We start from the raw sequence: 11154 nt of genomic DNA, 5'->3' as shown, positions 1-11154 counted from the left end.
CCGGGGCACCGCATTCACGTCTTGCGCGCGGACGTGAGCTGCGCGTCGGTGTCCCGATCGCGAACGACCACTCCATGCAGCTTCACGCGCCACCACTCGCGGTTCGCCTTCGGCAACTGGCCGTGCTCCGGGCACGAGTGCCAGAAGCAACCGTCGACGAACCACGCGATCCGTGCCCCTCGCAGCAGCACGTCGACACGTCTGCGTCGGTTGGTGCCGGGAGGGGCGACGTCGACGAGGTAGCGCAGTCCGCGGCGGCGCAGCGCTCGCCCGACCGCCAACTCCGGCGCGTGCCGACGCGGCGAGTACGGCGCAGAACCCGCATCGACGTAGCGGTACATGAGCAGCAGTTTCCCGGAAATGTCAGACCCCGTCGCTACCGTCGACCCATGACCAACGCCGCCTTCCGCAAGCTCACCCCCACCGCCGACGACAGGCTCGCCGACCTGGGCCTGCGCACCGCGATCCTGGACCGGGCGATCGCCGCCGGTATCGACGCGCGCGCCGCCTCGCCGCCGTTCGGGCCCACCAACGCGCCGGGTCTGCTCGACTGGATCCACCGGGTGGGCACGCTGCGGCAGTTGCTGGCGGCGGAGGGGTGGCAGCGCCTCGACCACTGGAACGCGGGGCTGATCCGGCACCCGTCGCGTCCGGTGCTGCTCGGCACGTTGCAGGGCAACCGGGGCACGGGGTCGCCGGAGGCGCCGTTGCGCAGCGACTACGCGAAGGGGCCCGCCCTCGCGGCGATGATGCGGGACAACGACCACGACCAGTTCGCGCTGTTCGAGGGCGCGCGCAGCGAGGGGCTGAAGTTGTGGTTCCTGGTGACTTATCCGTTGCAGCTCGAAGACCGGCTCGTCGTGTTGCGCGAGGTGTCGCAGCCGGAGCCGACGCCGCAGAACCAGATCATCGAGCGGTGGGCGCATCGGATTCCGTTGCCGCCGATGGAGTTCCCGCAGCTGAAGGCGCCCAATGTGGACGGTCCGGAGGAGGTGGACTTCCCGATCGCGCTGCGCCGTTGAGGTGTCAGCGGTCGAACAGGGTCCAGGCGTGCATGCGTTTCGCGTCCGGGCCGAGCAGAGCCGTGCGAGCGAGGGTGAGCCGCAGGTGGCGTACGGGCTCACTGGTACCAGCGCCGCGGTCCAGCAGCAGGGGACCGGTGCCGACCACGGCGTCCGCGACGTAGCCGAGGGTCGGCACGGACAGTTGCGCATCCGGCCGCGCCTGCTTGAGCCGGAGAACGAGCGGATCCACGTCGTCTCCGGTCAGGTCCGGCACCGGGCCGGTCGCAGCACTCATCAGCGCCCCCGCGGTACCGCCCCGCTCGCTCCACAGCGAGCGGTCGCCGACCACGATGAGATGTGACCGGGCGCGGGTGATGGCAACGTTCCACAGGAACAGCTGCCGTTCCAACCAGGCGATGCTCCCCTGCCTCATGCCGTCGGCCGCCACGAGGCTCAGCACGATCGCGTCGCGCTCGCCGCCCTGGAAGGTGTGCACGGTGCCGACGCGCACACGCTCGTTTCCCGTGAACCACCGGGAGATCCGTTCCTCCTGGCCCTTGAAGGGGGTGACGACGCCGACCGTGGCGTCTTCCGGGAGCATCTTGAGCAGGTGCTCGACGCAACTACGGGTCTTGGCCGCTTCGGCCGGGTTGACCCACGACCCGCTGCCGAGCCGCTCGGCCTTGCCCTTCACGTCCACCCACACGACGGCGCGGTCGTCCATCCGCTTCTGCTGGGAGACGTTCGTGAGAACCGTGAGTTTGCTGCCGTAGAAACGGTGGTTCGAGATCTCGGCGATCTGAGGGTGGCACCGGAAGTGCTCGCTGAGCATGAACGTCATCGGCATCGCGCGTTGGCACGCGTGGAACGTCGAATGGCGGTGGAAGGCCATCCGCCGTTCCTCGAGCCACGCCGCCCGCACCTTCGCCGCCCGGCGAGCCGCGGCCTCCACCTCCGGGGCGACCGTGACCACCGGTGGAAGCTGCAGGGGATCGCCGATCACCAGTGCGCGCTTCGCCCGGAACAACAGCGGCAGCACGTAGGGAACAAGACACTGGCTCGCCTCGTCGATCACGACGAGGTCGAACAGTCCCGGGTCCATGGGGAACCTGCGGGCGCTCAACGCGGTGACCGCCCACCCGCGCACGTGCGGCAGGACAGCCCGCACCTCGCTCCAGTCACGGGTACCGCCACCCGATGCCTGCAGCAGTTCACTCACGGCCGTGCCACCGCTCCTGGCACCTTCCGCGACAACGGCGGCGAGCAACGCGGCCGAGGTGTCACGCACCTGTTTCTCCGCACTGGCGAGCGTGGAGGACAAGTCCTCGTCGGACCACTCCAGCGCCGGGTCCGCACGAGCACGTCGCCACCGCAGCTCGGCATCCGCTCGTTCAGCGGCGCTGACACACGTCTGAGGTGTGACGCCGCCCGTCCAGCCGGCATTCCGAAGGAAGCGGGTCCGCCTGCTGTGGCCGAAGAACCACGCCTTGGCCAGTTTCCTGGCACGCAACGCCCACGCCGGCAACGTCTCGGTGTCGGGAAGTCGCCACTGCCAAGCCAGCGCCGTCTGCTCTCGCGCCACTCCTGCCGTGAGCAGGTGCTGCTCGGCTGTGGCCTTCTGCCCCAGGCCTGCCCTGATGCGGCCCAGGTGGTCCTGGGCGAGCTGGAGCTCCGCTCTGCGGGTCGTGATCGTGGCCGCGCCAGGCCGTGGCTTCAGCAGTGCGGTCAGCGTGTCACTTTCCGCTTGCCGGTAGTCCCGCTTCTTGTTCCTGCTCCCGGTCCGCACCAGTGAACCGGGCACGATCTTCTCGCAACGCTCCCAGACCTCGTCGACGGCCCGGTTGTTCGTGGACACGACGAGCACGCTCTGCCCCGCGCACACCGCGGTCGCCACCAGGTTGGCCACCAGCTGGCTCTTGCCGGTTCCGGGTGGTCCGGTCGCCACGGTCATCGACGTCGTCATCGCGGATTCGATGATGTCGAGCTGCCCCTCGTTCGCGGCCAGCGGCGTCACGTTCGTCCAGGGGCGGAGAGGTGCCGGGGCTCGCCCTGACGCCAGTGCGGACAACGCCGTCTCGCTGATCTGGGTCTGCTTGCGGTCGAGCATCTCCAGATCCTTGGTCAGGCCGCCCGTGGTCCGGGTGTCGTGCGCGACGGTGAACAGCAACGCGACGTTGGAGACGCCGCTGTCCGGACTCGTCAGGTCGATGCTCACGTCGAGGGCTTCCGGATCGAGCTCCTGCACCAGCCGCAGCTCGAACTCCTCGCGGAGGTGGTAGTTGATGTCCTTGACCATCAGGCTGTGCGAACCCGGGTGCCAGGTGGGCGCGTACGTCTCCAGCAGCTGCTGCGCGTCCTCCTCCCCCAGCAGCCGCTTGGCCAGCGGGGCGTACGGGCGCACCGGCCCGCACTGCCGCAGCCGCAGCTCCCCCGGTTCGCCGACCAGCTCGACGGGGCGAACGAGCAGCGGTGCGAGCTCCACGCCACGGCTCTCCGCGTTCTGCAGAACCGCGGTCGGGTAGCCGTACCAGAGCTCGGCGTCGTCGTCCGCTCCCACCAGCGGACCGATGCCGTCCGGCAACGGACAGCTGCCATCGGCGTCGAGCGCGCCCGAAAGCAGCTGCTCCTCTCCTGGCACGCAGACGAAGACCCTGCCCTCGTCGGCCGGGCTCATCAGACGTGGCGCGGCGGTCTCGGCGTCGAGGCACGCCTGGTAGTACTCGAGCAGCGCGGTCCAGATGCCGCCTGCCTTGTGCGGTGGTGCGAGCGCGATCCGCGGTGTCGCCGCCGCACGCGCGGGAACCGCGGGGGCGAACGCCGGCACGGGACCACGCCACGTCGCCGCGAGCACGATGCGGTCGTTGACGCCGAGGGCCGACTTCTCGGGTGTCTGTCCACGGCCCAGCCGTCGCACGCGTTCGGAGACGTGGTCGAACAGCTCGTCGATGGTGACCTTGCCGTCGCCGTCACGATCGGCGCGGCCGCTCCGCAGCGCGTCGACGATCTCACCGGTGAACACGGACGGCAACGGCTGTCCGTCAGGTCCGATCCCGCCTCCGTACGAGGTCTCGGTCGCGCTCGACGACGACAGCACGTACACGCCGCGAGAGCGCAGGATCGGGGCCGATGCCACCGACTTCGGCACGTCGGTCGTGAAACCCGTGGTGAAGCCGCCGCTCTCGCAGCAGTCGAACATGGCGATCTTCTGCGCGGCACGGCACTGCTGCAGCGCGTCGTTGACGAACGAGGCGCTGATCGCCGTCTCCTCCAGGCTGCTCGGACTGGTGTCCGTCGCGGCGAAGTGGAACTCGCTCGTGACCGCGCCATGGCCCGACACGTACAGGAGCACCTGTTCGTGTTCCGTTGACGCGCTGAGGAAGTCTTCGACCACCACGCGCACTGTGGCCGAGTCTGCGTCCTGGAGGACTTCGACCGCGTCGAACCCTCCGATCTCGGGATGGCGGAGCACATGGGCCAGCGCGGCTGTGTCCGCGCGTGTACACGCGAGCGGGCTCAGATGGAGGTACTGCTCGGTTCCGATGAGCAGCGCGCGTTTGATCAACGGCGTCACAGCACCACACTGCCGAATCCGTGCGGGCCCGAATGGTATTTACCTGCGTCTTCACCCAAATGCACCAACACGGTGCACCCAAGTCACTACCCTGCGCCCATGGCAGACGATGTGATGTCTTCGGCGTCGACCGAACCCGAGGAGAAGAGCATGGTGGTCGACAGGTCCCGGTCCGTCACGATCTCCGACCCGGCCGTTCCGCTCCCGCCCGCGGATGCTCCGGCTGAGGAGTCCTAGCACCCGATGCCCGCCACTCCGGTCGCCGTAGCGATCTTCCTGCTGGTGGCCTTCCCCGGCATCGTCCTGGAACTGCTGCGGCTCCGCGCCCGGCCGGGACGCGCGGAGAGCATCTTCACCGAGACCAGCCGGATCCTCGTCGGCGGTATCGCGCTCAGCACCGTCACGTTGCTGGTCCTGGGCGCGTTGCGGTCGCTGCCCGGCTCACCTCTGCCCGACCCGCGCGCCATCCTGATCGACCGGATGTACGTCCCGAACCACCTGTGGGCCACCGGTTTCGGCACGGTCCTGTTCCTGACGCTGGCCGGCACTCTCGCGTTGCTCCACTTCCAGCTGTCGCCACGACACGGCCTGCCCGGCGCGATCGAGCACGAGAGCGCGTGGGTGACCGTCTTCGCCCGGTTCGCACAGCGCGCTCATACCGAGAACGCGGAGACGTTGCGGGGAAAGCGGATCGTCACGCAGGTCCAGGTCGATCTCGAGGACGGCAGCGGGTACATCGGGACGAGGGAGTCGTTCTCGTCCGACACCGCGCTGGACAACCGGGAACTCGTGCTGACCGCCCCACTGCACCGCGTCACCTCGGACGGCGAGCAGCTGCCGTTCGACAGCGGCTGGAACCGGGTGATCATCGCGCAGGACCGCATCCGCGCGATCCGCGTCCGTTTCACCACGGAGGAGGCCGAGGGGGACACGCCTCCTCGCCGTGCCCCTGTCGCGGAGGTGCTGAGCGAACGCGTGCGCCGGCTGGTGGCGACACCGGGGCGGACGGCGTGCCTGCTGGCCGTGCAGGTAGCGCTACCTGCGGCGATCGCCTGGGCACGCTGACCGCCACACCGATCGCACCTCCCGCGTGGCATCGGGATCACCCACCAGCGACAATGACCGGATCATGCTCACGCCCTCGCGACTCACGCTCGCCCGCACCCGGCGCGGACTCACCGCGGCCGAGCTGGCGCGGAAGTCGGGCGTGCAGGTGCAGGCCATCGGCGAGTACGAGCGCGGCCTGCGCAGGCCCAAGGCCGCCACCATCGAATCTTTGGCCGGTGCGCTCGGTTTCCCGGCCGAGTTCCTGACGGCACCGGAACCGCCGCGGCCGCAGAACGCGCCGCGTGATGCGCAGGCGACGGCGGCGGCGCAGCTCGCGATCGAGTTCAACGGCTGGCTGGACCGGCTGTTCGTGCTCCCCCAGCCCGACCTGCCGCCTCCGCGCACCTCGCCGCAGGGCACACGTGACGCGTGGCGGCTCGCCACCGGGCCGGCGCCGAACATGGTGCAGCTGCTCGAGTCCCACGGTGTTCGCGTGTTCTCGCTGCCGGTCGACTGCGCCGGGCAGGAGGCTTTTTCCTGCTGGCACAACGGAACACCGTTCGTGTTCCTCACCCCGTCCGCGACGCCGGAGCAGGCCCGGTTCGACGCGGCCGTCCAGCTCGCCGTGCTCCTCGGGCACGACGAGCCGCACGAGTTCGCCGCCGAGTTCCTGATGCCCCAGCGACAACTGCCCGGCACCGACCACCGGCACTGGCACGTGGGCAGGGACCAGTTCACGAAGTGGGCGAACGTCCACAGCCTCGTGCCGGGCGGCATGACGCGCCGTGAGACCTCGAAGCTGCTCACGAAGGTGTTCCGGGTTCTCCGCGAGAACGGCACGACACCGTTGCACGTGGCCAAAGAACTGAACCTGGGCCTGGAAGAACTGAACGGGCTGGTGTTCGGGCTCGTGCTGACCGCACTGCCGGGTGGCGGAGAACCAGGGCCGAAAGGACGAGCACGCCTTACCCTGGTCAACTGATCCGACCTGGGGGCCTGCACATGATCTTCCTGCGGTATCTCGTCGCCGTGCCGTTGATCCTGCTCAGCTACGCCGGCGTGCCGTTCGGGTACCTGACGCTGTCGTCGTACCTGTTCCAGCGGTCGCTGCCCGGCAGGCGGGAGGAGTTCGACTTCGCCGCCGAGCTCACGGAGAAGTTCACCGACCTCAACGGGTTCTGGCCCGTTCCGGTGGCACTGCTGCTCTTCGTGGTGCTTTGGTGGATGACGGCGGCGTGGACGCGCATCGCGTTGCTGCCGTCGGTGCCGGTCGCCTTCGTCGGCCTCGTCGCCGGGACGGGCTGGGAGAAGTCCTTGCTGTCCGCGGCGACGCCGTTGGCCGCGTGGGGGTTCGCGTGGCTCGCGGCGAAGGTCGTGTCGTGGCCGGTCACCGGTGACGTGCGGCGCTCGGCCGTCGAGGTCCTCATCGGACTGCGTGGCGGAGGCCGGCTGCGGGTGCAGTCGCGCAGGTTGCTGCTCGACAAGCTGCCGCCGCCGCGGCACGAGGAGTCGCCCGTCGGGCGGGTCGCGATCCCGTTCGACCGGATCGGTCACGTCGAGGCGGGCCTCGTGACCTCGCCCGCGCAGTGGCGGTTCGGCAACACGAGCGAGCTCGCGATCACGCCGGGACCGGTGCTGCGGATCATCGGCGGCGGGCAGCAGTGGCTGCTGCCGGTGGACGACGTCGAGCAGGCGATGCGGCTGGTGCTGGAACGGGCGAAGGTGCGTGCGAAGGCTGATCCGCGGCCTCCCCTGGACAGCGCGCATTGGGCGAACGCGAAGAGGCTGTGGGACTTGAGCCCCTCCCAGCCGATGCAGCCGAACCAGCAGAAGGTGAAGCACGGCATGCATCACGTGATGCTCGTGCTCAGCGTCCTCACGGCGGCGATGGCCGGCTATGCGGTGTTCCGCGCGTTCACCGGCAGTTGGAGCTTCGTCTTCGGGGCGCTCATCCTCGGTGGCGTCTCCTACGGCACCGCTCGCGGCTGGGCTTCTCTTGGCGCCACGATGAAGCTCGCTGAAGAAAATCCTCACTCACCGTTGACGGACGATCCCGATCCGCGACCAAGTCCGGTCACTGGTTGGAGTCCCCAGCCCGTCACGCTAGGCCAAACGAGCTATTTGTGAAACGCATCGTCCGGCATCCCCGACACTGAGAGTGACGGGAAGCCGAGTCGTGAGGACGCCCCATGACGATGCAGCAACGCACAGAACCTTCGCCTGCCGCCGTTTTGATCGCCGTAGCCGTGCTCGCGCTGGTTCTGACCGTTGCTTTCGGCCCACTGGGCTTCGTCCTCGGTCTCGCGCTGTTCGCGTTGATGTTCATCGGCACCAAGAACAAGACAGCTGATCAGATCGTCCCCGCGCGCACCCGTTCACGCCTTCGCCGCCTGTCGACAGCCGGGCGGATCGCGATCGTCGGCGAAGCGCACCACCAGGACGCCATCGCCGAGGTGGTCGCACTCTCGGCATCCGATCCCAGGGACGACACGTCCGTCCTGGCGACAGCGGTGCTCGTACCGGAGTCCGCCGGCCGCCACGACCGCGCGGCGGTGCGGGTCGACCTGCTGCGTGGCGACGGCACCGCGGTCACCGCCGGCTACCTGCGCAGCGAGCAGGCCGCCGACTACCAGTCGCTTCTGGCCGACCTGGCCGAACGCGGCGAGGTCGGCTCGTGCCCGGCCCGCATCGTCGGGAACGGCCAGCGCTACGGCGTGCACCTGTACCTCGGTGCTCCGCGCTTGCTGCTGCTCGACTACGAGGCGCTCGGCACGGCGCCGACGTTGCCGGCTGAACAGCAGGTCACCGTCATGGGCGAGGCGGCTCATCAGTACGTGCTGCACCGCGTGGTCAACGGCCGCACGCCCGTGCACGTCATCGCCGAGCTCCGCGACTGCAGAATCGTTAGGGGGTCTCACACCGGTGAACACACGCTCGAGGTGCTCCTCGAAGGCGAGTGCATCGGCCAGCTCACCTATGCGATGGGCCTTCGCTATGGCGACATGACCCAGGAGTGGCGCGCCCGCACGGGGCGCGCGCTCTGCGAAGCCGTCATCACCAACGAGGGCACGCGTGGCCTTCAGGCGAACTTGCTGCTGCCCAAGTAGTCGTCGAACGTCCGGGGCTCACGACCGAGGACGCGCTGCACGCCGTCGGACAGGTGCGCCTCTTCTCCCGTGCGGATGCGCACGAGCAGCATCGTGACGAGGTCTGCGATCTCTTCGGGATAGCCGAGCCCGCGCATCGCAGCCGCGAACTCCTCCGGCGCGATGTCCGCGTACAGCACGGGGTTGCCGGTCACCGCGACGATCCGCGCCAGCATCTCAGCGAACGACAACGCCTCGGGCCCGCTGAGGTCGTAGGTCTGGCCGTGGTGACCGGGCTGGGTCAGGGCGACGACCGCGACCTCGGCGATGTCCGCGACGTCGATGAACGGGTGGACGCCCTGACCCGCGGGCACGGCGAGCTCACCGTGCTGGACGGGCGCGGCGAACATGTCCTCGTCGAAGTTCTGCATGAACCAGGTGGGTCGCAGGATCGTCCACTCCGCACCCGACTCCTTGACCGCCGACTCGAACGGGTCGTCGCCGGGAGCGCCGCGCATCGACAGCAGCACGAGCCGGGTGACGCCGGCCTTCACCGCGACACGCGCGAAGTCGGCCAGCAGCAAGGGGTTCTCCGGCGGCACGACGTAGACGGCGGTCGTGCCCTCGACGGCGGCCTCCCAGGTGTCCGGGGCGGACCAGTCGAACCTCGTCGACGCGGACCGCGAAGCCGGACGTGCGGCGGAGCCGAGGAGGTCGGTGACGCGCCGGCCGGTCTTGCCGGTGGCGCCGAGCACGAGGATGGACGAGGCGTTGATTCCGCTCAATGTTGACATGACTAGAGCTAATCAACGTTGACGCGGACGATCCATGCCCGAATAGCCGCCATCCTTGCTCGTTCGTCCACGTGGTACTTAGTGGTCATGAGTCAGCGTGATCTCGTGGACCTGAGGGACGCCCTGCGCGCGTTCGCCGCTGCCCGCGACTGGGACAGCTACCACACGCCCAAGAACCTGGTGATGGCTTTGTCCGCGGAGGTCGGCGAGCTCACCGACCTCTTCCAGTGGCTGACGCCCGAAGAGGCGCGGGACGCGATGAAGGACCCGGAACTCGCCTGGAACGTCCGCGACGAGCTCGCGGACGTGATGCACTACCTGACCAGGCTGGCGGACAAGCTCGGTGTCGACCTCGTCGAGGCCGCGTTCGCCAAGATCGATCGCAACGAGCGGCGATTCCCGTCCGGGAGCCTGATTCCCGTGCCTGTCGAGAAGGGTGAGCAGTGAGTCTCCAGAACGTGCACGTCCTGCATGTGCACCAGAAGGTCACGTTCATGGTCAACCGGTACGAGGTGTTCGTCGACGACAACGGCTCACCGGGCCAGTTGGTCGGCTTCGCCGAGCAGAAGAGGCTCAAGATCAAGGAGCGGGTCACGATCTACACCGACTCGTCGAAGAACCAGGTGCTGTTCGAGTTCAACGCGCGCAAGGTGCTGGACCTGGGTGGCGGCTACGACGTGACGGACGGGCAGGGCAGGTCGATCGGCTTGTTCCGCAAGAACTTCGCCAAGTCGCTGCTGCGTTCCACCTGGCACCTGGAGCAGCAGGGCTGGGGTCAGGCGACGGGAGCGGAGCGGAACAAGTTCCTGGCGGGTTTTCGCCGGCTGTGGCAGTGGATTCCGGTGATCGGAGATGCGCCGTTCCCCATGCGGTATCACTTTGACTTCGTCACGGAGAACGGCGCGTCCGTGTTCAGCGTCGACAAGAAGACCTGGCTTCGTGACCACTACCTGGTCTCGATCCAGGATCCTGGCGTCGACCGCCGGCTCGTGATCGCTCAGGCCGTGGCGCTCGACGCGCTGCAGTCCCGCTAGGACTAGAGGTAAGTCAGCAGGAGGAGGATCAGGCACACCAGCAGCACGACGCCGAGCACTGCGGGCAGGATCGACTGCGAGGACGGCGCGGGCTCGCGGGCGTGCCTGCCCCGCCTCCTGCGCGCTCGCCACCGCAAAGGTGCCTCCCCGGCCCACTGCTCGTTCATGACGATCACGGTAGGGAGGAACAACCCGAGCTTGACTCACGTCACCCGCTCGCCGGGGTCTCATCACCCGGACAGCCGCTCAATGACCACAGCACCGCATGCACGCAGACATGAAAAAGCCCTGCGGGGAGCGCTTGTGGCGCTCAACCCGCAGGGCAAATTAAGTTCGGCGGCGACCTACTCTCCCACACCGTAACCAGTGCAGTACCATCGGCGCAGAAGGGCTTAACTACCGGGTTCGGAATGGGACCGGGTGTTTCCCCAACGCTATGACCACCGAAACACTATGAAATTCAACCAGCAACCCCGAACCAGCAGGTCACTCACCCCCGCTGGGGGTTCGATCGGTTCTGGTTGTTCTTCCAGAACCGCACAGTGGATGCGTAGCGTCTTTGTAACAAGTCCTCGGCCTATTAGTACCAGTCAGCTCCAACCGTTACCGGTCTTCCAC

General features: G+C 68.3%; 12 protein-coding genes and 1 rRNA gene. 8 read left to right on the top strand and 5 right to left on the bottom strand.

Translation table 11 applies throughout. From position 1 onward, the window contains the following. Nucleotides 1–14 precede the first annotated feature (14 nt). Nucleotides 15–341 (bottom strand): PDDEXK family nuclease, encoded by a 327-nt coding sequence (locus DFR72_RS29640; RefSeq protein ID WP_114773790.1) that lies wholly within the window; start codon nucleotides 339–341, stop codon nucleotides 15–17. 48 nt (nucleotides 342–389) lie between these two features. On the opposite strand from DFR72_RS29640, the gene DFR72_RS29635 reads away from it, so the two are divergent. Further along, complete coding sequence (locus DFR72_RS29635; protein ID WP_090069210.1) at nucleotides 390–1022, top strand: hypothetical protein; 633 nt, start codon at nucleotides 390–392, stop codon at nucleotides 1020–1022. Nucleotides 1023–1026: 4 nt separating this feature from the next. On the opposite strand, the gene DFR72_RS29630 is transcribed toward DFR72_RS29635, so the two are convergent. Next, nucleotides 1027–4575: a caspase, EACC1-associated type gene (locus DFR72_RS29630; RefSeq protein ID WP_090069208.1), complete on the bottom strand. Its 3549-nt coding sequence runs from the start codon at nucleotides 4573–4575 to the stop codon at nucleotides 1027–1029. Between the two features lie 99 nt (nucleotides 4576–4674). Here DFR72_RS29630 and DFR72_RS45775 point away from each other — a divergent pair, with 99 nt between their 5' ends. The 5 genes from DFR72_RS45775 (at nucleotide 4675) to DFR72_RS29610 (ending at nucleotide 8729) form a co-directional block, all read left to right on the top strand. Continuing rightward, nucleotides 4675–4812, top strand: a complete 138-nt coding sequence (locus DFR72_RS45775) for a hypothetical protein (protein WP_170176445.1) — start codon at nucleotides 4675–4677, stop codon at nucleotides 4810–4812. Nucleotides 4813–4818: 6 nt separating this feature from the next. Beyond that, complete coding sequence (locus tag DFR72_RS29625; protein WP_090069207.1) at nucleotides 4819–5640, top strand: DUF6338 family protein; 822 nt, start codon at nucleotides 4819–4821, stop codon at nucleotides 5638–5640. A 64-nt stretch (nucleotides 5641–5704) separates the two neighbouring features. Continuing rightward, nucleotides 5705–6604: a helix-turn-helix domain-containing protein gene (locus DFR72_RS29620; protein ID WP_090069205.1), complete on the top strand. Its 900-nt coding sequence runs from the start codon at nucleotides 5705–5707 to the stop codon at nucleotides 6602–6604. Between the two features lie 20 nt (nucleotides 6605–6624). Next, nucleotides 6625–7749, top strand: coding sequence for a hypothetical protein (locus DFR72_RS29615; RefSeq protein WP_090069203.1), 1125 nt, complete (start codon nucleotides 6625–6627; stop codon nucleotides 7747–7749). 62 nt (nucleotides 7750–7811) lie between these two features. Beyond that, nucleotides 7812–8729 carry a hypothetical protein gene (locus DFR72_RS29610; protein ID WP_114773789.1) on the top strand — a complete coding sequence of 306 codons (918 nt, stop codon included), beginning with the start codon at nucleotides 7812–7814 and terminating at the stop codon, nucleotides 8727–8729. Here the strand turns inward: DFR72_RS29610 and DFR72_RS29605 are convergent. After that, entirely contained in the window at nucleotides 8702–9502 is an 801-nt protein-coding gene (locus tag DFR72_RS29605; protein WP_090069200.1) for an NAD(P)H-binding protein, read from the bottom strand. The genes DFR72_RS29610 and DFR72_RS29605 overlap by 28 nt on opposite strands. A gap of 87 nt (nucleotides 9503–9589) precedes the next feature. On the opposite strand from DFR72_RS29605, the gene DFR72_RS29600 reads away from it, so the two are divergent. Next, complete coding sequence (locus DFR72_RS29600; protein ID WP_090069588.1) at nucleotides 9590–9949, top strand: nucleotide pyrophosphohydrolase; 360 nt, start codon at nucleotides 9590–9592, stop codon at nucleotides 9947–9949. Further along, nucleotides 9946–10536, top strand: a complete 591-nt coding sequence (locus DFR72_RS29595) for an LURP-one-related family protein (protein ID WP_090069199.1) — start codon at nucleotides 9946–9948, stop codon at nucleotides 10534–10536. The genes DFR72_RS29600 and DFR72_RS29595 overlap by 4 nt, the downstream gene beginning before the upstream one ends. 2 nt (nucleotides 10537–10538) lie before the next feature. Here the strand turns inward: DFR72_RS29595 and DFR72_RS45770 are convergent, their stop codons facing one another. Both DFR72_RS45770 and rrf read right to left on the bottom strand, forming a co-directional pair. Then, entirely contained in the window at nucleotides 10539–10703 is a 165-nt protein-coding gene (locus DFR72_RS45770; protein WP_170176444.1) for a hypothetical protein, read from the bottom strand. Nucleotides 10704–10867: 164 nt separating this feature from the next. Continuing rightward, nucleotides 10868–10984, bottom strand: a 5S ribosomal RNA gene (gene rrf / locus DFR72_RS29585). Between the last annotated feature and the right edge of the window lie 170 nt (nucleotides 10985–11154).

The sequence above is a fragment of the Lentzea flaviverrucosa genome (assembly GCF_003350445.1).
Lineage (GTDB): Bacteria > Actinomycetota > Actinomycetes > Mycobacteriales > Pseudonocardiaceae > Lentzea > Lentzea californiensis.
This window is presented reverse-complemented; position numbering and strand designations above follow the sequence as displayed.

What these genes read in the sequence shown, in the direction of transcription:
- DFR72_RS29640 (WP_114773790.1), bottom strand. Translation starts at nt 341, where the DNA reads ATGTACCGCTACGTCGATGCGGGTTCTGCGCCGTACTCGCCGCGTCGG.
- DFR72_RS29635 (WP_090069210.1), top strand. Translation starts at nt 390, where the DNA reads ATGACCAACGCCGCCTTCCGCAAGCTCACCCCCACCGCCGACGACAGG.
- DFR72_RS45775 (WP_170176445.1), top strand. Translation starts at nt 4,675, where the DNA reads ATGGCAGACGATGTGATGTCTTCGGCGTCGACCGAACCCGAGGAGAAG.
- DFR72_RS29625 (WP_090069207.1), top strand. Translation starts at nt 4,819, where the DNA reads ATGCCCGCCACTCCGGTCGCCGTAGCGATCTTCCTGCTGGTGGCCTTC.
- DFR72_RS29620 (WP_090069205.1), top strand. Translation starts at nt 5,705, where the DNA reads ATGCTCACGCCCTCGCGACTCACGCTCGCCCGCACCCGGCGCGGACTC.
- DFR72_RS29615 (WP_090069203.1), top strand. Translation starts at nt 6,625, where the DNA reads ATGATCTTCCTGCGGTATCTCGTCGCCGTGCCGTTGATCCTGCTCAGC.
- DFR72_RS29610 (WP_114773789.1), top strand. Translation starts at nt 7,812, where the DNA reads ATGACGATGCAGCAACGCACAGAACCTTCGCCTGCCGCCGTTTTGATC.
- DFR72_RS29605 (WP_090069200.1), bottom strand. Translation starts at nt 9,502, where the DNA reads ATGTCAACATTGAGCGGAATCAACGCCTCGTCCATCCTCGTGCTCGGC.
- DFR72_RS29600 (WP_090069588.1), top strand. Translation starts at nt 9,590, where the DNA reads ATGAGTCAGCGTGATCTCGTGGACCTGAGGGACGCCCTGCGCGCGTTC.
- DFR72_RS45770 (WP_170176444.1), bottom strand. Translation starts at nt 10,703, where the DNA reads ATGAACGAGCAGTGGGCCGGGGAGGCACCTTTGCGGTGGCGAGCGCGC.